Here is a 19,880-nt window from a genome sequence, read left to right on the forward strand (position 1 = left end):
AGACGTATCATGACCCCCACCGCAACGCTGCAAGACTCCTCGTCCCAAACCGCTGCCCAGCGGCAGGCCGTGTCTGCCCAAGCGTTGGCAGCCGCTGACGCCAAACCCACACCGTCCAATCTGAATGTGGTCGATAGCCGTGCGTTTCGCCAGGCACTGGGCCATTTTCCAACGGGTGTGGCCATTGTCACGACTCGTTGTCCCGATGGCCGGGCGGTGGGTCTGACCATCAACTCCTTTACGTCCCTGTCGCTGGAGCCGCCCCTGGTGATGTGGAGCCTGGTGAATCACTCGCCCAGCCTGGAAATTTTCGAGAAGTGCAGCCACTTTGCGATCAACGTGATCAGCCAGGAACAAGTGCCCGTGGCCCTGGGGTTTGCCAACTCCCAGGTCAAGGACAAGTTTGCCCTGGTCTCGCATGTGGATGGTGAAGAAGGCGTGCCTTTGCTGGACGACTGTGTGGCGACCTTTGTGTGCGAGAACTACCGTCAGCATGAAGGTGGCGACCACACCTTGTTTATTGGCCGTGTGGTGCGCCACACCACGCTGACCGAACACGAGCCTGCGGTGTTTCACCGTGGCCGTTTCGCCAACCTGACCACGCCTAGCGGAGACCGTTGAAATGAGTGATGCGCACAGCGCTGATGTAGTCATTGTCGGCAGCGGGATGAACTCCCTGACCTGTGCCGCCTTGTTGGCCCAGCGGGGTTTGTCGGTGACAGTGCTGGAGCGCAATGCGGTGGCCGGGGGCTGCATCCGTACGCAAGAGCTGTTCCCCGGTTTTACCCATGATGTGCTGTCCAGTTGGTATCCCTTGTTCATGGGCGGTGCATCCTATGCCACTTTGGCTGAACCCTTGGCCAAAGCCGGTCTGGAGTTTGTCAAAGGCGAATACAGCACGGGTCTGGCCATTCCTGGTGGCCCGTCGCTGGCCTTGCGTCAGGATATGGACGACACCGTACGTCGCTTCAATGACTGGATGCCGGGTGAAGGCGATGCCTTGGGTGCCATGGCGGCTCGCATGTTTGGCCCGGATGCCGGTTTGGTATTTGGCTTGCTGGGCGGTGAGCCTTACCGTTGGCCCATGGCCAAACTGGCGTTTGGTGCCTGGCGCGAACGGGGGCTGGATGGCTTGATGTCCTTTGGCTCGCAAGCGCTGGAAAGCTTCCGACGCTGGGCCATGCGCGATCTGCGCAGCGATTTGGCTCGCGCCATGATTGCTCCCTGGGTGCTGCATAGCGGTTTGGGCCCGGATGAAGCCAGCTCGGCCCTGATCGGCAAGCTGACCTTCAGCGCCGTGGTCAGTGGCGGTATGCCTGTCGTCAAAGGCGGCAGTTATCAGATTGTGAAAGCCTTTACCCGCATCATCGAAGAAGCTGGTGGCGCGGTACTGACCAATTCCCATGTGGATCGCGTGTTGGTGGAAGGCAATAAGGCGACGGGCGTGTGCGTCGGTACGCAGCGCTATCTGGCGCGTCGTGCCGTGGTGTGTAACGTGACGCCGGGTCAGTTGTATGGCGACCTTTTGCCTGAAGTTGAACCCGAGTTGTTGAAGTCCGCCCAGGATTATCACTATGGCCGGGGCGGCATGCAGATACACTTTGCCTTGAGTTCCCCGCCCGACTGGGTGGACCCGGAGCTGCGCCATGTCCCTATGGTGCATGTGACGGAAAGTATGGAGCAGGTGTGTTCCTCGGTGGTCACGGCCAGCAATGGCTACCTGCCTGCCAAGCCGACCTTGGCCGTGGGCCAGCCGGTGGCGGTGGATGTGACTCGCGCACCGGAAGGGCACTGGATTCTATGGGTACAAATGCAGGAGCTGCCGCGTCACATCAAAGGCGATGAAGCGGGCGAGATTCCTGTGCCAGCTGATGGACGCTGGAACGAAGCCGTGCGCGAGGCTATGGCCGATCGCGTTCAGGCTCGTCTGGAAACCGTCATGCCTGGCTTGGCCGCCAAGATTATCGGGCGTCGTAGCGTCAGCCCGGCGGATCTGGAAGCCTTGAACATGAATCTGGTGGGGGGCGATCCGTATAGCGGTGTGTGCTCACCGGATCAGTTCTTTTTCATGCGTCCTTTTGCAGGACACAAGAACGCGCGCAATGGCAACACGCCCTGGCGCAATCTGCATCAAATTGGTGCGTCGGTGCATCCAGGCCCTGGCTTGGGTGGTCAATCCGGCTATCTGGCAGCCCAGCGTATCTTGAAGGGGTGAGAGGACGGGTGAGGCGGTCAGCTTAGTGCTGGCCGCCGCGCACTCGTTGCAGGGTCTCGCTAGGCGTTTCGCCAAAGCGGCTGCGGTATTCGGCGCTGAAACGGCCTTGGTGGGCAAAGCCCCAGCGCATGGCCAGGTCGGCCAGCGTCAGGTTAGGCTCGTTGGAATGGATCAGTTCGTGGCGCAGACGGTCCAGACGAACCTGGCGCAGGTACTGCATGGGGCTGACGCCGTAGTGGTCTCTGAAGGCTTGCTGCAAGGTGCGGGAGCTCACGCCCGCAATGGTGCTGAGTTCGTCTACCGTGACCGGCAAATGGGCCTGCTCATGCAAGTGGCTGGCTACTTTCTTCAAGTGGCGCGGCAAGATGCGGGCGGGGTTCAGGGCCTGAATCTGAGCCGGTGGGTGCAGATCCAGCAAGGTTGTCACCGCCAATTGCTCCAGCTGGTTGATAATCAACGGCGAGCGCCGGATGTCTTCGTAGTTGCGTGCACAGTCCAGCACGTAGCGCAGCATGATTTGCCAGGAAGGCTGGGTGTGAGCTTCCAGGCGTACCGGAAACAGCAAACCTTGCGGGCCTACGTCCAGGCCCATGCCACGGGCGGCCTGTTCCACCAGATTGCGGTCTATCTTGAGCATTAATTGCTCATTATTGGCGTGCCAGACCATGTCCACATCCTCGTTGGGATTCAGGATCGTGGCGGCGTAGGGACTGGAGTCCACAGTCTGGCCACCGCAGCGAATTTTGGCGGTGCCGTATTGGGGCATCTGGACCAGGTAGAAACCGGCCAGGTGATCGGGTTGTATGTGTACGTCGGCGCCATAGCCCAGGCGGCTCAAGGCGACCTGACCAAACTGGGCGTGTCGCAGCCGGGTTTGCAGGGTCTGGTCGGCACGTAGCTGCTTGAGCTGGTGCGACTTGAACATATCGCTGACAGATTTGCGCACGTGTTCCAGGTCAGCAGAAGCTACACGTGCCCAGTGATCGGGCTTATTTTCCATGTTTCATGTGCCTAGATGGTTCTGAAAGGCAGGAAGGATACGTAAAACCTTGAGTTTCAACGGTTTGCAGCGGCTTTATTTTAGTTGTAAAGTATATCAGTGGGCCACCGGGATTTCCCGCAGTCCCGTTTAGTTTGTTGTGTTTATTAACAGAGAGAACCGTGCAGAAAGACTTTCACTTCTACGAACCCACACAAGGCCATGGACTGCGCCACGACCCGATCAGTTCTATTGTGGGTCCCCGTGTCATCGGCTGGATTGGCACCAAAAGCAAGGAAGGTGTGCTGAACCTGGCTCCATACAGCTTCTGCAACGTGTTCAACTACCGCCCGCCTGTCATCGCTTTTTCCAGCGTGGGCTACAAAGACAGCGTGCGTAACGCAATTGAAACCGGCGTCTTTACCTGGAACCTGGCTACCCGTGATCTGGCCGAACCCATGAACATGACCAGCCTGGAACAAGATGTGCGCGAGTTTGAAGTCGCGGGCCTGACGCCTGTGGATTCCCGCCTGATTGATGCCCCCCGCGTGGGCGAGAGCCATGCCTCGCTGGAGTGCAAGGTGACGACGCACTTCCAGTTGAAAGACTCGGAAGGTAAGGATCTGAACACCTGGATGGTGCTGGGTGAAGTGGTCGGCGTGCATGTGTCGCCCAACAGCATCGTGGACGGCATTTACCGTACCGCGATCCCACGTCCGATTCTGCGTGGTGGTGGTCCTGGCGATTACTTTGAGATTACGGACCTGGCCTTGTTTGATATGCCACGTCCCAAGTCCTGATAGCAGGGCTGTAGTCAGAAGCCGCTGGTTGGCGGCTTCATTAGGATGGTTGCAAATGCATAACGGCGCCGCAAGGCGCCGTTTGCTTTATGTCTGCTCAGAGTGTGGCCGAAGTCTTTGGGCGGTTTTGCCTTTTAGCCTTTGGACGAACCGCCCGCTGCCAGGAATTGCGCCAGGCGGGGGCTGCGTGGCGACACCAGCACTTCTTCTGGCGGGCCTTCTTCCTCGATTTGACCTTCGTGCAGATACACCACCTTGCTGGAGACGTTGCGCGCAAAGCTCATTTCGTGCGTAACCACCACCATCGTGCGCCCTTCTTCGGCCAAATTCTGCATAACGCGCAAAACCTCGCCCACACGCTCGGGGTCCAGCGCCGAGGTTGGCTCGTCAAACAGCATCACTTCAGGTTCCAGCGCCAGCGCACGGGCAATCGCCACACGTTGCTGCTGGCCGCCCGACAAGAAGGCCGGGTATTGTTTGGCCAGATCGCGCGACAGGCCCACCTTGTCCAGATACAGCTCCGCTTTGGCAATGGCCTGCGCCTTGTCCATGCCCTGTACATGAATGGGCGTGGCGGTAATGTTTTCCAGCACCGTCATGTGGGACCACAGATTGAAGTGCTGGAACACCATGGCCAGGCTGGTGCGCAGGCGCTTGAGCTGTTGTTTATCTACCGCAACCAGTTCGTCCGTTTTGGGGTCCAGACGGGTTTTCAGTTCCTCGCCCTTGATGACGATACGGCCGGAATTGGGCGTTTCCAGAAAGTTGATGCAACGCAGAAACGTACTTTTGCCCGAACCACTGGACCCGATCAGGCTGATGACATCGCCCGGCTCCGCGCTGAGAGAGACTCCCTTGAGGACCTCCAGGGAACCATAGCGTTTGTGAATATTCTCGATGAGCAGGTTGGGCATGGAAAACGGTATCGTATTGAAAATAAAAAAGACCGGCGCGACGCGGCAGAGGGGATTACAGCACAGACTGGCCGTCAGGCAAATCATTGATGCTGTGGTTTTCCCGTACAAATCTGTGGGTCTAAACGGATTTGCGCGCATTTCTGGGTTTATGATGCAGTCTTTCCCGCAGCCCTGATCGGGCTAAGGGCGCAGCGCAAGCCGCGTTTTAGCCAAGCTTAGGTGTCCGTTACAGGGGACCTGTTTCTAGAGAGTGTTGTCATGAAAAAAGTGGTCCGTGCCAAGCTGCATGGTATCAAGGTGACCGGTGCCGACTTGAACTATCACGGCTCGATCACCCTGGATCCTGAAATCTGCGAACAAGCGGGCATTTTACCCATGGAGTTTGTGGAAATCTGGAATAAGGACAGTGGCGCCCGTATTTCTACCTACGTGATCTTCGGTGAACCCGGCTCGCGCTGTGTGGTCCTGAACGGCGCGGCGGCCCGTACCTGTCAAAAGGGCGACACCGTCATCATCTGCGCAACCGAATACGTGATGAACTCCGAAGACCTGTATTCCTTGCGCCCTACCGTGCTGACCTTCACGCCGGAAAACGAAGTGGATGAAGTCATGCACTACGAAGTGGCCAAGACCGCCCAGCGCGATTACGACTTCCGCGTGGTTCGCGACGATCGCCCTCGTGGTGCCGAGCGTTCACTGGCTCGTGTGGATGTGGACGCCCTGTCCGCAGACCTGCGCTCCCGTGGCCTGGATGATCGTGCCATTGCCGACATCCTGTCCTGCCACCTGGCCGATTTCGCGCCTGCGAACCAGAACTGATTGAATGTCACCGGGCCGCATCAGGCCCGCTGATGGCTTTATTGAAAAACGCGGTGTTCACTGCCTCTGGCAGCAAACACCGCGTTTTTTGCTTTAGCCCGTTCGTGGCCCAATGACTTCTGGCGCTCCAGCCTGAATATGGCGTTTCGTGCAGCGCCGTAGTGCCGCGTATCGTCAGTCCACAAGATACCCAGAGCGCTGCGATCAGAGCGCTTGAGTACCTTGTTCATCACGTTCAGCGTCAATATTGGGCGCGCAGTGTCAGCATCACGTTGCGTGGGTCGCCGTAGTAGTTGTAGGCGCGTTCGTGGGCAATATAACGGTAGTACTTCTTGTCGAACACGTTGTTCAGGTTGAGGGTGGCTGAAACCTTGGGCGTGAAGTCGTAGCGCACCATCAGATCAGCCACGGCGTAAGGATTTTGCTCGATACGGATCGTGCCGGCCGTGTTCTCGTACAGGAATTTGGTCTGCCACGTGAAGCCACCCCCCACTGTCCACTGACGCAACGAGCCTGGCAGGCGGTAAGAGGTAAAGAGCTTGAACATATGTTCTGGCGTGCGCGTGTTGAAGGGCTTGCCTTGGTTGGCCGCATCTTTCACGTACTTGGTGGTGTTGTAGGTATAGCCAGCCGTCAGATTCCAGCCTGGGGCCAGTTCACCTGTCAACTCCGCCTCAATCCCTTCGCTGCGCACTTTGCCTGCGGCAATCGAGCAGTAGTCGCTGGTGGTATAGGGGCACGGTTTGGGGCCGTCCAGATCGGTCTGGGCGCGGTTGGTTTCTTCGATACGGAAGGCCGCCAGCGAAGCCTGCACGCGGCCATCCTGGAATTCACCCTTGATACCCGCCTCGTAGTTGGCACCCACGATGGGCTTGAGTAGCGAGCCGTTGCGATCGATGGCGTTTTGCGGACGGAACACGTCGGTATAGCTGGCGTACAGCGAGTAGTTATCGTTCAGATCGAATATCAGACCGGCGTACGGTGTGAACTCGCCACTGACCTTGTAGCTCGAGGAGGCCGTGTTGGCGCCGGTGAGCAGATTGGTGCTGTCGCTGCTGTAGTCCCACCAGCTCCAACGACCACCCACGATCAAGGTGAGCGGATCGGCAAGACTTAGACGAGCAGCAGTATAGATGCCCGACTGCTTGGTGGTGGTGGCGGTGCGCGATTCATAAGGCCCAATATTGGGCGGAGGCAGCGAGGTGGGGTCCCAGTTAAAGACATCGGGCCGGATGCGGGCGTATTCACGCAGCGGCACCTGGTCGGTTTCGGTGGGATTGCGGCGCATGTTCGCACCTACTACCAGCTCATGCTTGCGGCCCAGCAAGGAGAATGGGCCCGAGGCGTACAGGTCCACGCTGGTCTGGGTGCGGTTCAGGCTGCTGGCTCGTGCGTAGTTCAGGAGTGGGCCCTGGTGCGTGTTGCGGTCCACGCCCGCGCCCGAGGCGGACAGAAACACCGTGTCTACGTCGTAGTGCTGGCGGTTGGCCGACAGCTTGGTCTGCCAGCCGTTGTCCATCTCCCAGGTCAGGTCGCCGAACACGGTGGTGCTGCGGGTGGCCCGGTGGTTCCAGTCGGCACCCAGGTAAGTGCTGCGTGGCAGTTCGAGATCGCCGCCATCGTCAAAGAAGACGACGCCAGTGCCGTTGGGCGTACCCTTGGTGCGCTGATGGTCCACCCCCACGGTGGCCGTGATGGAGGGAGTGAAGTCGTATTGCAAGACGCCATACAGCACTTCCTTGCGTTCCTTGACGTGATCCACGAAGGAGTCGCGGTCGTCGTGCACGGCCACCACCCGCCCACGCAGATCACCGCTGTGGTTGAGAGGACTGGAGACGTCGGCTTCCACACGGTAGCTGTTCCACGATCCCACCATCGCGCTGCCGCTGGCGGCAAATTCACGGGTGGGTTGCTTGCGCACCAGATTGAGCGTGCCGCCCGGGTTGCCGGCCCCCTGCAACAGACCCGCCGCGCCGCGTACCACTTCCACGCGATCGTAGATGGCCATGTCGGCGGCCGCTTCCGAGCCGCCTGCGCCCAGCGAGACAGGCACGCCGTCAAGCTGTGCCGTATCCAGCGAGAAGCCGCGGATCTGATAAGTCGTGCCCAGCACTTCGCCTTCTTGTACCTTGACGCCGGTGGCCTGCTTGAGTGCGTCATTAAGCGTGAGCAAACCCTGGTCGTCGAGCCGCTGGCGCGTGATCACGCTGACCGACTGCGGGGTTTCACGTGCAGTCAGGTTCATGCGCGTGGCCGAGCTTGCCGATGCGTTGGTGTAGCTGCCTGTGCCTTCGGTTCTGGGATCGAGTCGTCCCCGTACGGTTACGGTGCTCAGCTGGGTGACGTCACCGGCAGGTGCCTCTGGGACTTGGCGCAGATGGTAGCTGCCATCCGAGCTGGCAACAGCAGTCAGGCCAGTACCGGCCAACAGTGCATCCAGCGCGGCCTGGGGCGAAAACGTGCCGGAAACGCCTGGGCTGTTTCTGTCCCTGGCCAGCTCACCGGCTCCAGCGACCAGTACGCCGGATGCGCTTGCAAAGCGAGCCAGCGCTGTGCTCAAGGGGCCTGCTGGAATGCTGTAGCTTTGTTGTTTGGCAGACGCACTATTGATGGTTTGGGCGTGGGCTTGAGGATGCCAGCTTGCCAGGCTCAATGCACCGCTGGCCAGGGCGAGTTGCAGCACGCAGGCCAAGGGGCTTAGTTTGAAACCGGGTCGGAAAAAGTGCATGGCACCAAAAGAGTTCGCCCCTCGGGCGACAGGCTGGGAATAGCCGGGCATGATGAATTCTGCTCCTTGGAAGCGGTGTAGTCGGCGAGAGCGAGCCGGTTTGCATGTGTCCTGGTCAGATTCTGGTTTTGTGCCAGGAGACGGGTAAAACGATGCCCTCATCAGGTATATCGAACACGCCAAGGAAAAGCGGAACTCGGAAAAGTGGAAATAGCCGGTTTGAAGCATTGGGCCGCTTGAATAGGCCCGTAAACTGGCTTGTCATGCACGGCGGCTGATGCCCGTGAATGTGTGTCTGAATCAAGGTCAGTGCTCGGCAAGTTCAATGCTGACCCACCAGGGCAGGGTTCGTTTGATGCGAATGGGCAGCACCCCTTCCAGCATTCTCAAGGCCCGGTCCGGATCGGTGGAGGGATAGCTGCCAATCACAGGCAGCTGGGCCGCCTCGGGTGAAACGCTAAGGTGGCCGCCGCGATAGCGCTGCAATTCGCGCACGACCTCGATCAAGGGTGTGTTGTCGGTGACGAGGATGCCTTTGGTCCAGCTTTGCCGCTCGGGCAGGACAGCAGTGGTAGCCGCAATCTCGGTACGCGAAAGCTGTGTCTGCTGACCGGCATGGATAATGTGCTGCTGGCGCTTGTTTGCCGTGTCCACCTGTACTGCGCCTTGATACACCGCCAGAAAAGTTTCCTGACCGTCCAGTCGCACCGTAAAGCGTGTCCCCAAGGCACGCAGCAAGCCTTGACGGGTTTCGACCAGAAAGGGCCGTGCAGGATCGGCCGCTGTATCGATCAGAATTTCACCCTGAACCAGGGAGAGCAGCCGTTGATTGCCTCGGTAGTCGTGGTTCATTGCAGTGTCGGAGCTGAGCCAAACGGTAGAGCCATCGGGCAAAGTCAGTTGGTGGACTTCACCACGGGCGGTGCGATGCTCGGCTGACCAGGCCATTACTGTGCCGGGCAAGGACGTATGCTGCCAAGCCAGCCAACTGCCCAAACTGCTGCCTGCCAGTGTGCCCAGGCCCAGCAGCAATTGGCGGCGGCGTCCCATTCGTCGGTTGGCCAGGCAATAGCTTTGGACGGCAGCCTGGCGGCTGTCGCTGCTTTGGATCGGTTCAAAGCGGCCACTGATGCGCTCTACATACTGCCAGGCCTTACGATGCTCGGCCTGAGCGGCCAGCCAGCCTTGCCAGCTTTGTCGGTCCTGGGCCGAGGCCTCGTCCGAGCGCAGCAGGGCAAACCATTCGGCGGCCTGCTCCAGCGCGTCAAATGAAGGCTCCAGCGTATCGTCGGGATGCAGTTCGGAAGTGCTCATAGGGGGGCGTACAGGCAATCAGCGTGGCTCGGGCAGGCTGGACGCCTGATGCACGGGCATGTCAGCGGCGGTATGGCGGGCTTCCAGTTTCAGGCAGCACAGCATGGCCTGGCTAAGATATCGGTGCACCATGCGTGTGGACACGCCCAGCGCCTCTGCAATTTCCCGGTTGCTCATGCCGTCGGCCATGGCCATGAAAAAGGCATTGCCCACTTTGGCAGGCAGGGTGCGCAACATGCTGTCTATCTCTTGCAGGGCTTCCAGCACCAGGGCCTGGTGTTCGGCAGAAGGAACCAGGGCGGCCGGGCGGTTGGCCAGCTCTTCCAGCCAGGCTTGTTCAATCTGACGGCGTCGCCATAAGTCCACGCACATGCCATTGGCCATGAGCCGCAAATACACACGGGCTTCGGGTTCGCTGCCGAATTGACGGGGTTTTTGCAGCAGTCGGACAAAAACGTCTTGGGCCAGATCGGCCGCATCGAAGGAATTACCTAGCCTGCGTCGTAGCCAGCTATGCAACCAGCCGTGGTAATTTCGGTAGAGCGATTCCGTGTCGGGTGAGAAGGCGGCATTGTGCATGATGCGTTCCAGTGGTGCCTGCTCGACCAGAAAAATGGTAGAGAATCGGGCAATGAGAACTGAGAATAATTCTCAATTATCAGAAAAAACCGCCCATTCGGCAAGTTGCCGTGGGCGGTTTTACTGTTGGCATCGCAAGCGATCAGGCCTGATCGCGCCCTTCTTCTACAGCATGACAAGCCACTTCTTGCGGCCCGGTTTGCAGCAAAGCCGGGGCTTCGCGGCGGCAGCGATCATTGGCCAGCGGGCAGCGTGGATGGAAGGTACAGCCCGATGGCGGGTTCAGTGGATTAGGCACTTCACCAGCGACCGGGATGCGGCTTTTGCCCGCTCCGCTCATGTCGGGAATGGCTCCCAGCAACATGCGCGTGTAGGGGTGGCGAGGCTGCGCGAACAAATCGTCGCGTGGCGCAATTTCCACAATCCGGCCCAAATACATGACGCCAACTCGGTCGGCCACGTGATGCACCACGGCCAGGTTGTGTGAGATGAACAGATAGGTCAGCCCCAGTTCGCGCTGCAAATCCTTCATCAGGTTCAGGACCTGGGCCTGCACCGACACGTCCAGCGCCGAGGTGGGCTCGTCACAGACGATGAATTCGGGTTGCAGAGCCAGAGCACGGGCAATGGAAATACGCTGGCGCTGGCCACCGGAGAACTGGTGCGGGTAACGCTGGGCGTCGCTGGGGTTCAGGCCCACTTGCGTCAGCAGCTCAGCCACTTTGGCGTCTTGCTGGGCGCGGCTCATGTCCGTGTGGGTGACCAGTGGTTCGGCAATGATGCGGCCCACGCGCCAACGAGGATTCAGGCTGGCATAGGGGTCCTGAAAAATCATCTGACGGCGTTTGCGCATGGCCTTCTGGCTGGCTTTGTCCATGGTTTTCAGGGACTGGCCATCAAACAGAATCTCGCCGCGTGTCAGCGAATACAGGCCCGTCAGCAAACGGGCCACGGTGGATTTCCCGCAGCCGGATTCGCCTACCAGGGCCAGGGTTTCACCCTTGTTCAAGGTGAAGCTGACGCCATCGACCGCGCGCAGGTTTACTTTGGGTTTGCGGTAGACCAGGCGCTCCAGCAAGGGCGGGGACACATCAAACCAGCAGGCAGCGTCCTTGACCTGGACCAGGGCTTGTTTAGGGGCGCTCATGCGGACTCCTGTGCATGCAGCCAACAGGCCGCCTGTGTTTGTGGGGGAACAGGCATCAGCTCGGGGCGTTCGACCAGGCAGCGATCAAAGCGACGATCACAACGCGGATTGAAGGCGCAGCCGGGCGGGATGGCGTTCAAGCGTGGCATGCTGCCGGGGATTTGCTCCAGACGCTCCAGCCCCGCGTGCAGATTGGGAATGGAACGCATCAAGCCACGGGTATAAGGGTGGCTGGGTTTCTGGATCACATCCTGTACAGGGCCGATCTCGATAATGCGACCGGCGTACATCACGGCCACACGGTCGGCGGTTTCCGCAATCACCCCCATATCGTGGGTAATCAGCATGACCGAGGTGCCTTGCGAGCGACAGAGTTTTTTCAGCAGGTCGATAATCTGCGCCTGAATGGACACGTCCAGTGCCGTGGTGGGTTCGTCCGCCACGATCAGCTTGGGCTCGGCCGCCAGGGCCAGCGCAATCACCACCCGTTGGCGCATGCCGCCGGAGAACTGGTGCGGATAGTGGTCGATACGCTCGCGCGCTGCCGGAATGCCGGTAGCTTCCAGCAATTCGATGGCGCGTTCCTGTGCCTGTTTCCAGGACAGGGGAAGGTGCGTGACGATGGTTTCAGCCAGTTGATGGCCCACGGTATAGAGCGGGTTCAGCGAGGTCAGCGGGTCCTGGAAAATCGCGCCAATCTTGCGGCCACGAATCTTGCGCATCTGGTCCTGGTTCAGATTATCGATGCGCTCGCCTTCCAGCAGAATCTGGCCGCCGCTGATGCGACCGGGGGCATCGAGCAAACCAATAATGGAGGAACCCGTCAGGGATTTGCCGGCACCGGACTCCCCCACCACTCCCAGCACTTCGCCGGGGGCGATGGAAAAGGACACATGATCCAGGGCTTGGAGCACACCACGCCGGGTCGGGAATTCGACACACAGGTCTTGGACAGTTAAGAGTGCAGTCATGGCTTAGCTCAATTTGGGGTTCAGGGCGTCACGCAACCAGTCGCCCAGGAGGTTGACCGACAGCACCAGCAGCACCAGCATCAGGCCAGGGAAAATCGTGATCCACCATTCGCCCGAGAACAGGAAGTCGTTACCGATCCGGATCAGGGTGCCCAGAGAGGGTGAGGTGGCCGGAACGCCGACGCCCAGAAAGGACAGCGTGGCTTCGGTAATGATGGCGGTGGCCAGATGCACGGTGGCCAGCACCAGCACGGGGCCCATCACATTGGGCAGCACATGACTGAACATGATGCGCGGCGAAGACACGCCAATGACGCGGGCAGCCTGCACGTACTCACGGTTTTTCTCCACCAGCGTGGAGCCGCGCACGGTACGGGCATATTGCGGCCAACCGGCCAACGCAATCGCTCCGATCAGCACCGGAAAGGCGACCACATCGTGCATGTTCAAGGGGAACACGGCACGGGCTACACCGTCGATCAGCAAGGCAATCAGGATGGCCGGGAAGGACAGCTGCACATCGGCCACACGCATGATGAAGGCATCCACACGGCCACCGGAGTAACCGGCCAGCAGGCCCAGCACGATACCGACCACCATGGACAAGGCTACCGAGGCCAGACCGATCAGCAAGGAGGTGCGCGTCCCGTACAACAGGGCCGAATACAAGTCACGCCCCTGGCTGTCTGTTCCCAACCAGTATTGGGGTGAACCGTTTTCCGACCAGGCCGGGGCCAGCAAGGCATCCATCAGGTCGATGGAGGTCAGATCGAAGGGATCGTAAGGAGCCACCCAGCGGGCACCCAGCGCGCCGATAAACAGCAGCAAGGCCATGATGGTGGCCGCAATGGCGACGGGAGAGTGGCGCCAGGACCAGACCAGATCGCTATCCCAGGCGGTTTTCAATTTAGCGAACATATTAGTGCCCCTTGGCGCCCGACAATTGGGTGCGCAGACGTGGATCGACCAGGAAGTACAGCAGGTCTACCAGCAGGTTGATCACAACAAATACCAGGGCAATCAGACAGAGATAGGCCGCCATCACGGGGATGTCGGCAAATTGCACGGCCTGGATAAACAGCAGACCCATGCCCGGCCATTGGAAAACGGTTTCCGTCACGATGGCAAAGGCGATGATGCCGCCCAGTTGCAGCCCCGTGATGGTGATAACCGGCACCATGGTGTTTTTAAGGGCGTGACCAAAGTGGATGGCGCGTTGCGACAGGCCACGGGCACGAGCAAACTTGATGTAGTCGGCGCGCAGTACTTCCAGCATCTCGGAGCGCACCAGACGCAGGATCAGCGTGAGCTGGAACAAACAGAGCGTGATGGCGGGCAGGATCAAATGCTTGATCCCGTCCCAGCTAAGCAGGCCGGTACTCCACCAGCCAAACTTCAGGACTTCGCCCCGGCCATAGCTGGGCAGCCAGCCCAATTGCACGGAGAAGATCAGGATCAGCAAGATACCGATCAGGAAGGTGGGCAGAGAGATCCCCAGCAATGAAAAGGCCAGAATGCTCTGCGCCATGAACCCATTGCGCTTCAAGGCGGTGTACACCCCTAGCGGCAGGCCTATCAGCAAGGCCAGTATGGCGGCCACCACGGACAGCTCTACCGTGGCAGGCAGGCGGTCTTTCAGTAGCGTGGAAACCGGTTGGGCTTGCCGCAGGGACAGGCCAAATTCGCCTTGTACGGCCTGGGATACAAAGCGTCCGAATTGCACGGGAGCGGGTTGGTCCAGCCCCAGGCTGGCACGCAGTTCCACGCGATCTTGTTCGGTGGCGTCCTGTCCCAGCATGATGGTGACCGGGTCACCAATGTAGCGGAACAGCACAAAAGCCAGAAGGCTGACCGTCAGCATCACCAGAACAGCCTGGATCAGACGGCGAATAATAAATACCAGCATAGGCGGTCTCCTGGTAGAGCGCGAGGATCACTCGCGACCAGTGTCGTCCTTAATGTGTAAAAAGGGCCCGGCAAGGGGGCTGGTGTAGAAACGGATGACTACAGCGTAATGGGAACCAGCCCCGCACGGAGGCGGGGCTGGGGTATGAAAACAACTTAGTCGATGGTGGTCCATTGGGCCAGCATGCGGTTGTCCGCACGGTGTACCACGTTGACCTTCTTGGCCATGGCCCAAGGAATGATCTGGTCATGCAGGGGAATGTGGCCCACTTCCTTGGCATGAATTTCCAGAACCTTGTGGATGGCCGCATCGCGCTTGGCGGTGTCGGTTTCGGTCTTGATCTGGTCGATCAAGGCGTCCACTTCGGCGTTTTCGTAGTTACCGAAGTTAAAGGAGCCGTCAGCGCCCTCGCCCTTGCTGTGCATCAGGCTTTGCAGGGTGTAGAGCGCATCAAAGGTTGGAACGCCCCAGCCAAACATGTAGGCGCTGCTGTCGTAGCTCTGAACTTTGGGGAAGTAGGTGGCGCGCGGCATGGCGTTCAGGTTGGCTTTCACGCCGACTTTGGCCCACATGCCCACAATGGCTTGGCAGATGGCTTCATCGTTGATGTAGCGATCGTTCGGGCAATCCAGGGTGAAGGTCAGGGAGTTGTCGTAACCGGCTTCTTTCAGCAGTTCCTTGGCACGATCCTGGCTGTAAGGCAGGCGCTGGGCCAGTTCCTTGGTGTAGCCGTGAACCTGAGGGGCCACCATGGTGCCGGTGGGGGCGGAAGAACCGCGCATTACGGCTTTCTTGATGGCTTCAATGTCGATGGCCACGTACAGGGCTTCACGCACACGCTGGTCAGCAAAGGGGTTCTTGCCCTTGATGCTGCTGTACTTCAGTTCCGGATTCTTTTGGTCCAGACCCAGGTAGATGGTGCGGTACTCGTTGCCTTCCACAATCTTGGTTTGCTGGCGCAGACGCTGCAAGTCCTGCGCAGGCGGGTCCAGAACCAGGTCCACTTCGCCCGACAGCAAGGCGGCGGTACGGGTGGCGTTCTGCTTGATGGGTACGTAGATCACTTCGGTGACGTTACCCACCTTGTTGCCCTTGTTCCACCATTCTTCGTTTTCGACAAAGACGGTGCGTACGTCCACTTCACGCGACTTCAGCTTGTAAGGGCCAGTACCGTTGGTGTTGCGAGCCGAGAAGGTTTCTTCGTTCTTGTTGAAGTCCTGGGGCTGGGTCACATTGTTCTTTTCCGACCAGGCCTTGTTCATGATGAACACACTGGTCAATTGGCGCAGCAGAACCGGGTTGGGAGCGGCAGTAACAATGTCCACCGTCTTGTCGTCCACTTTTTCTGCCTTGACGATGCCGTTCACGTAAGCCTTGAAGTTGGACGTAGGGGCCATGGCGCGCTGAATGGAGAACACCACGTCATCGGCGGTAAAGGGAGCGCCATCGTGGAATTTCACCCCTTCGCGCAGCGTAAAGCGCCACACAGTAGGTTCACGTTGTTCCCAGGCCGTGGCCAGGCTGGGCACAATCTGGAAATCCTTGTCGTAGTCCACCAGCGCCTCATAGACATACATGCTGCCTGTGATCGTGAGGTTTTCGTTCTGTGCGTGTGGGTCCAGCGTCATGAAGTCGCCCTGGCTGGACCAGGTAAGCGTTTTGCTGTGGCCCACCAAGGGCAGGGCGACCAGAGCTGCCAGCGCAGCAGCCAATACTGTTTTTTTCATGAAAACCTCCTGTTGGGGTGCTTGGTGTCGCTGATAGAGAGGCTGCATAGTAACCGGGCGCTTGCTGCCGATTCAATACGTAGTTTCAGCCTGCTGTCAGCTTAATGATGTTTAGTGATTTATATCATCCCGGCGCTTATTCAGTGGCTCTCGGTGCACCGCTGACTTGTCGCTATAATGGTGTACATATATACAGTTAACAGGCTGATCAAGGTGGCGGCACAAGAAGAAAAACCTCTGGAGCGGCGTATTGCTCATGTGGATATGGATGCGTTTTATGCCTCGGTGGAGCTGCTGCGCTACCCGCATTTGCGCGGCAGTCCCGTGGTGATTGGCGGGCGCAGTGCTGATGCGCCCAGGCAATTGTCCGATGGCAGCTGGCAACATGCCCGTCTGGCCGATTATGTTGGGCGCGGGGTGGCCACGACTTCGACCTATGAAGCGCGTCAGCTGGGTGTGTTCTCGGCCATGGGTTTAATGAAGGCGGCCCAACTGGCCCCCGATGCCATCTTGCTGCCTGCCGATTTTCAAGCTTACCGCCATTATTCGCGCTTGTTCAAACAGGCTGTGGCCACGGTCTCGGACCATATCGAAGATAGGGGTATCGACGAGATCTATGTGGACCTCAGCCATAAAACCGAAGACAGCCACGAGCTGGCCGAGCAGATTCGTCAAGCCGTGAACCAGGCTACGGGCCTGACCTGTTCGGTAGGCATCACTCCCAACAAATTGCTCTCCAAAATTGCCTCAGAACTGAACAAGCCCAATGGGGCCTGTGTGCTGACCATGGACGATGTGCCTACCCGCATCTGGCCGCTGGCTGTGGGCAAGATCAATGGCATTGGTCCCAAGTCGGTCGTGAAGCTGACGGAAATGGGCATACAGAAGATCGGGGAACTGGCCGCCACACCTGCAGAAAAATTGCAGGAACATTTTGGCCTGCGCTACGCGCAATGGCTGATGGCCGTGGCTCAAGGCCAGGACGAGCGCCCCTTATCCACCGACCGCACGCCTAAATCCATCAGTCGTGAAACCACCTTCGAGCGTGATCTGCACGTGCGCATGGATCGGTCCCGCCTGTCTGCCGTGCTGGAGTCCCTGTGTGAAAAGCTGGAGCAGGATTTACGCAAATCCGCCATGTGCGCCCAAACCATAGGCATCAAGCTGAAGTTCGAGGACTTCAAAACCGTGACGCGCGACCTGTCCCTGCCCGCTCCCGTGCTGGCGGCGGATGCCATTTTGGCCGCCGCCCGCCAGAATCTGAAACGCGCCGTGCTGGATAGACGCCTGCGCCTGCTGGGTGTGAAAGCCAGCGCTCTGCTGCCCATCAGTGAAATGCCGCAGGAGCAGCCTCGTCAACTGGATCTGGACGGTTTGTTTTAAGCAGGCAGATCTTTGGAAAGCCGCTTGGATGACAGGTTTTATACAAACGCGTCCCGGCGACTCCCACCCCGATACCGTGCAAAGATTTCAGGCTTAAAACGCTTTGGCGCCTGCCAGGGCGCGGATGTGTACCAGAAAAGGGACAATCCACGGCCAGATGGCCATTGTCCCAGGCATAAGCGTCCTGCTGGGGGTGTGCTGCGTTAGAATTAATTGTCCAGCCGCCGGGCTGGTTTATTTTTTCTTCTTTCATTTTCATCAAGGTTTGCCGTTATGGAATTCGATCGGGCCGGTGTACGTGCATTAATGGAAATTACCCAGCGTCCGGAGTTGGTCTTTGTGCGAGGAGAAGGTTCCTGGCTGCAAGATCACAACGGCAAGCGATACCTGGACACCGTCCAGGGCTGGGCCGTGAACGCGCTGGGCCACAGCCCTGCCAACGTGATCAAGGCGATCACCGAACAAGCGTCCAAATTGATCAACCCCTCGCCTGCGTTCTACAACGAGCCCTCTATCGAGTTGGCCAAGCGCATCGTGGAGCACTCCTGCTTTGACCGCGTGTTCTTTGCCAACAGTGGTGGCGAAGCCAACGAAGGCGCCATCAAGCTGGCGCGCAAATGGGGTCAGATCAACAAGAACAACGCTTACAAGATCATTTCTTTTGAGCACTCTTTCCATGGCCGTACCCTGGCCACCATGTCCCTGTCCGGCAAACCCGGCTGGGATCGCATGTTCGCCCCTCAGGTCGACGGCTTTCCTAAAGCCAAACTGAACGATCTGGAATCCGTGCGCGCGCTGATCGACGATCAAACCGTGGGCATCATGCTCGAACCCGTACAGGGCGAGGCTGGTGTTATTCCTGCGACCGTGGAATTCATGAAGGGCCTGCGCGCTCTGGCTGACGAGCACAAGCTGCTGCTGATCGTGGACGAAGTGCAAACCGGCATGGGCCGTACCGGCACCATGTTTGCCTACGAACACTCGGGCATCCGTCCTGACATCATGACCCTGGGTAAAGGCATTGGTGGTGGTGTGCCTTTGTCGGCACTGTGTGCCCGCGAAGAAGTGTCCTGCTTCCAGCCAGGCGACCAGGGCGGTACCTACAACGGTAACCCCCTGATGACCGCTGCTGGCGTGGCCGTGTTCGACGAACTGGCTGCTCCTGGCTTCCTGGCTTCGGTCAACGCCCGCGCCAAGCAGCTGTCCGAAGGCCTGCTGGCCATCAGCGCCAAGTGGGGCATGAATGGTGAGCGTGGTGAAGGCCTGTTGCGTGCTCTGATCCTGGATCAGGACGACGGCCCGGAAATCGTGGCTGCTGCTCGCGACCGTGCTCCAGAAGGCATGCTGCTGAACTCGCCACGTCCTAACCTGCTGCGTTTCATGCCAGCTCTGAACATCACGGCCGACGAAATCGACCTGATGTTGGCCTGGCTGGACGAAATCCTGGTCAAGGTTCGCGGCTAAGCGGCCAGCTTGCTGTAAAGAAATCCGCCTTCGGGCGGATTTTTTTTGGTCTTTGAATTTTTGTAGCCCTGCGGGTCTGGCGGCTTGGAGGGGGCCTGCAAGCTGCCGTTCCTGGCTTAGAAGTCGAGTTGCTCAGGTGTAATCCCAAGCGCAGCTGCAATGCGCTCCAGGCTGCTTTTTCGCAGTCGTTCGCTGCTTTCCTGCTGTGCATAGGCAGATTGGCTGATACCCAGACGAGCGGCCAGCTCTGCCTGTGTCAGCCCAAGGTGTTCACGCCATGCCCGAACCGGTGTTGCACCGTCGATCGTGCTGCTGACGACGGCGTGGGGGATCAGCCCGCCGTCTTGGGTCTGGCTGGCGATGTAGTCCTGGTAGGGAATCACGACAAAAGCGGGATTGCCGTCCGGGCCATTGATGATCTGAATATTAGTACGTGCGTTCATCGCGCTTTCTCACTTCCTGGATGTCGATAATTCTTATCTCTACGTCCCAATCAAACAGGACGCGATAGTTTCCGATGCGCAGGCGATAGCCATACTGGTGATTCGTCAGCGCTTTGATGTTCTGCGATCCGGAGCAATTGGGCATGTCAGCCAAGTTGCCGACACCGTCGCGGATAGCGCCCTGGTGTTGCCTGTCGATCTTGCGCAGTTGTTTGGCGGCTTTGGGTGTCCAAAATATCGAGTTCATGGACAAAATATAAGTTAATTATAAGTTAAGTTACTTGATATAAGTTTGGAAAAATTGCGCGGAGGACGGCAAAAAACCATTTTTGACTCCTGTTCTTGCACTCCCACGGCTAACTTGAAACGCGCATGAAATATCACAAATGCCATCGTTGGCAGTATTTAGTTTATTTTAAAAAATAATATAAATATCAATAACTTGAAGTAATTTCATCCAGCAGTTAGCCAGCATAAGTAAATGATTG

19 protein-coding genes are annotated in these 19,880 nt (G+C 58.6%); 7 read left to right on the top strand and 12 right to left on the bottom strand.

Features of this window, described 5'->3' with window-relative positions; all coding sequences use genetic code 11:
- Window positions 1-9: 9 nt before the first annotated feature.
- Both NBV64_RS00445 and NBV64_RS00450 read left to right on the top strand, forming a co-directional pair.
- Entirely contained in the window at window positions 10-621 is a 612-nt protein-coding gene (locus NBV64_RS00445; RefSeq protein WP_009461223.1) for a flavin reductase family protein, read from the top strand.
- 1 nt (window position 622) lies between these two features.
- Complete coding sequence (locus NBV64_RS00450; protein ID WP_250756402.1) at window positions 623-2,215, top strand: phytoene desaturase family protein; 1,593 nt, start codon at window positions 623-625, stop codon at window positions 2,213-2,215.
- Between the two features lie 22 nt (window positions 2,216-2,237).
- Here the strand turns inward: NBV64_RS00450 and NBV64_RS00455 are convergent, their stop codons facing one another.
- Window positions 2,238-3,215 (bottom strand): AraC family transcriptional regulator, encoded by a 978-nt coding sequence (locus NBV64_RS00455; RefSeq protein ID WP_250756403.1) that lies wholly within the window; start codon window positions 3,213-3,215, stop codon window positions 2,238-2,240.
- Between the two features lie 161 nt (window positions 3,216-3,376).
- Here NBV64_RS00455 and NBV64_RS00460 point away from each other — a divergent pair, with 161 nt between their 5' ends.
- Window positions 3,377-3,994, top strand: a complete 618-nt coding sequence (locus tag NBV64_RS00460) for a flavin reductase family protein (RefSeq protein ID WP_035269337.1) — start codon at window positions 3,377-3,379, stop codon at window positions 3,992-3,994.
- 134 nt (window positions 3,995-4,128) lie between these two features.
- On the opposite strand, the gene NBV64_RS00465 is transcribed toward NBV64_RS00460, so the two are convergent.
- Window positions 4,129-4,908, bottom strand: coding sequence for an ABC transporter ATP-binding protein (locus tag NBV64_RS00465; RefSeq protein WP_009461219.1), 780 nt, complete (start codon window positions 4,906-4,908; stop codon window positions 4,129-4,131).
- Here NBV64_RS00465 and NBV64_RS00470 point away from each other — a divergent pair.
- Window positions 4,907-5,086, top strand: coding sequence for a hypothetical protein (locus NBV64_RS00470; protein ID WP_021447139.1), 180 nt, complete (start codon window positions 4,907-4,909; stop codon window positions 5,084-5,086). The genes NBV64_RS00465 and NBV64_RS00470 overlap by 2 nt on opposite strands.
- 83 nt (window positions 5,087-5,169) lie before the next feature.
- Window positions 5,170-5,730 (top strand): aspartate 1-decarboxylase, encoded by a 561-nt coding sequence (panD, locus tag NBV64_RS00475; protein ID WP_250756405.1) that lies wholly within the window; start codon window positions 5,170-5,172, stop codon window positions 5,728-5,730.
- A gap of 241 nt (window positions 5,731-5,971) precedes the next feature.
- On the opposite strand, the gene NBV64_RS00480 is transcribed toward panD, so the two are convergent.
- From NBV64_RS00480 to NBV64_RS00515, 8 genes are all read right to left on the bottom strand, one after another.
- A complete protein-coding gene (locus NBV64_RS00480; RefSeq protein ID WP_250756406.1) occupies window positions 5,972-8,509 on the bottom strand; it encodes a TonB-dependent siderophore receptor in 2,538 nt (845 codons plus the stop codon).
- A gap of 255 nt (window positions 8,510-8,764) precedes the next feature.
- The gene (locus tag NBV64_RS00485) at window positions 8,765-9,772 is read right to left on the bottom strand and encodes a FecR domain-containing protein (RefSeq protein WP_250756408.1); all 1,008 of its coding nucleotides are present in this window, start codon (window positions 9,770-9,772) and stop codon (window positions 8,765-8,767) included.
- Between the two features lie 18 nt (window positions 9,773-9,790).
- Complete coding sequence (locus tag NBV64_RS00490) at window positions 9,791-10,351, bottom strand: sigma-70 family RNA polymerase sigma factor (protein ID WP_035269335.1); 561 nt, start codon at window positions 10,349-10,351, stop codon at window positions 9,791-9,793.
- Between the two features lie 142 nt (window positions 10,352-10,493).
- Entirely contained in the window at window positions 10,494-11,498 is a 1,005-nt protein-coding gene (locus NBV64_RS00495) for an ABC transporter ATP-binding protein (RefSeq protein ID WP_250756409.1), read from the bottom strand.
- The gene (locus NBV64_RS00500) at window positions 11,495-12,469 is read right to left on the bottom strand and encodes an ABC transporter ATP-binding protein (RefSeq protein ID WP_250756410.1); all 975 of its coding nucleotides are present in this window, start codon (window positions 12,467-12,469) and stop codon (window positions 11,495-11,497) included. Before NBV64_RS00500 ends, NBV64_RS00495 begins: the two co-directional genes overlap by 4 nt.
- Before the next feature lie 3 nt (window positions 12,470-12,472).
- Window positions 12,473-13,387 carry an ABC transporter permease gene (locus tag NBV64_RS00505; protein ID WP_009461211.1) on the bottom strand — a complete coding sequence of 305 codons (915 nt, stop codon included), beginning with the start codon at window positions 13,385-13,387 and terminating at the stop codon, window positions 12,473-12,475.
- Window position 13,388: 1 nt separating this feature from the next.
- The gene (locus NBV64_RS00510; protein ID WP_009461210.1) at window positions 13,389-14,375 is read right to left on the bottom strand and encodes an ABC transporter permease; all 987 of its coding nucleotides are present in this window, start codon (window positions 14,373-14,375) and stop codon (window positions 13,389-13,391) included.
- 155 nt (window positions 14,376-14,530) lie between these two features.
- Window positions 14,531-16,102 (bottom strand): ABC transporter substrate-binding protein, encoded by a 1,572-nt coding sequence (locus NBV64_RS00515; protein WP_250756411.1) that lies wholly within the window; start codon window positions 16,100-16,102, stop codon window positions 14,531-14,533.
- A 213-nt stretch (window positions 16,103-16,315) separates the two neighbouring features.
- Between NBV64_RS00515 and dinB the strand changes: the two genes are divergently transcribed.
- Window positions 16,316-17,485 (top strand): DNA polymerase IV, encoded by a 1,170-nt coding sequence (gene dinB / locus NBV64_RS00520; RefSeq protein ID WP_274984787.1) that lies wholly within the window; start codon window positions 16,316-16,318, stop codon window positions 17,483-17,485.
- A 273-nt stretch (window positions 17,486-17,758) separates the two neighbouring features.
- Complete coding sequence (locus tag NBV64_RS00525; RefSeq protein ID WP_035269332.1) at window positions 17,759-18,949, top strand: acetylornithine transaminase; 1,191 nt, start codon at window positions 17,759-17,761, stop codon at window positions 18,947-18,949.
- Between the two features lie 116 nt (window positions 18,950-19,065).
- Here NBV64_RS00525 and NBV64_RS00530 read toward each other — a convergent pair whose 3' ends face one another.
- Together NBV64_RS00530 and NBV64_RS00535 are read right to left on the bottom strand one after the other, a co-directional pair.
- Window positions 19,066-19,392 carry a helix-turn-helix domain-containing protein gene (locus NBV64_RS00530; protein WP_250756412.1) on the bottom strand — a complete coding sequence of 109 codons (327 nt, stop codon included), beginning with the start codon at window positions 19,390-19,392 and terminating at the stop codon, window positions 19,066-19,068.
- Window positions 19,376-19,639: a type II toxin-antitoxin system RelE family toxin gene (locus tag NBV64_RS00535; RefSeq protein WP_035269329.1), complete on the bottom strand. Its 264-nt coding sequence runs from the start codon at window positions 19,637-19,639 to the stop codon at window positions 19,376-19,378. Before NBV64_RS00535 ends, NBV64_RS00530 begins: the two co-directional genes overlap by 17 nt.
- Between the last annotated feature and the right edge of the window lie 241 nt (window positions 19,640-19,880).

This window comes from Alcaligenes sp. DN25 (assembly GCF_023674485.1).
Classification (GTDB): domain Bacteria; phylum Pseudomonadota; class Gammaproteobacteria; order Burkholderiales; family Burkholderiaceae_B; genus Alcaligenes; species Alcaligenes phenolicus.

Coding starts and splice junctions, on each gene's coding strand:
- NBV64_RS00445 (WP_009461223.1), top strand. CDS start 10: ATGACCCCCACCGCAACGCTGCAAGACTCCTCGTCCCAAACCGCTGCC.
- NBV64_RS00450 (WP_250756402.1), top strand. CDS start 623: ATGAGTGATGCGCACAGCGCTGATGTAGTCATTGTCGGCAGCGGGATG.
- NBV64_RS00455 (WP_250756403.1), bottom strand. CDS start 3,215: ATGGAAAATAAGCCCGATCACTGGGCACGTGTAGCTTCTGCTGACCTG.
- NBV64_RS00470 (WP_021447139.1), top strand. CDS start 4,907: ATGGAAAACGGTATCGTATTGAAAATAAAAAAGACCGGCGCGACGCGG.
- NBV64_RS00465 (WP_009461219.1), bottom strand. CDS start 4,908: ATGCCCAACCTGCTCATCGAGAATATTCACAAACGCTATGGTTCCCTG.
- panD (WP_250756405.1), top strand. CDS start 5,170: ATGAAAAAAGTGGTCCGTGCCAAGCTGCATGGTATCAAGGTGACCGGT.
- NBV64_RS00480 (WP_250756406.1), bottom strand. CDS start 8,509: ATGCCCGGCTATTCCCAGCCTGTCGCCCGAGGGGCGAACTCTTTTGGT.
- NBV64_RS00485 (WP_250756408.1), bottom strand. CDS start 9,772: ATGAGCACTTCCGAACTGCATCCCGACGATACGCTGGAGCCTTCATTT.
- NBV64_RS00490 (WP_035269335.1), bottom strand. CDS start 10,351: ATGCACAATGCCGCCTTCTCACCCGACACGGAATCGCTCTACCGAAAT.
- NBV64_RS00495 (WP_250756409.1), bottom strand. CDS start 11,498: ATGAGCGCCCCTAAACAAGCCCTGGTCCAGGTCAAGGACGCTGCCTGC.
- NBV64_RS00500 (WP_250756410.1), bottom strand. CDS start 12,469: ATGACTGCACTCTTAACTGTCCAAGACCTGTGTGTCGAATTCCCGACC.
- NBV64_RS00505 (WP_009461211.1), bottom strand. CDS start 13,387: ATGTTCGCTAAATTGAAAACCGCCTGGGATAGCGATCTGGTCTGGTCC.
- NBV64_RS00510 (WP_009461210.1), bottom strand. CDS start 14,375: ATGCTGGTATTTATTATTCGCCGTCTGATCCAGGCTGTTCTGGTGATG.
- NBV64_RS00515 (WP_250756411.1), bottom strand. CDS start 16,102: ATGAAAAAAACAGTATTGGCTGCTGCGCTGGCAGCTCTGGTCGCCCTG.
- NBV64_RS00525 (WP_035269332.1), top strand. CDS start 17,759: ATGGAATTCGATCGGGCCGGTGTACGTGCATTAATGGAAATTACCCAG.
- NBV64_RS00530 (WP_250756412.1), bottom strand. CDS start 19,392: ATGAACGCACGTACTAATATTCAGATCATCAATGGCCCGGACGGCAAT.
- NBV64_RS00535 (WP_035269329.1), bottom strand. CDS start 19,639: ATGAACTCGATATTTTGGACACCCAAAGCCGCCAAACAACTGCGCAAG.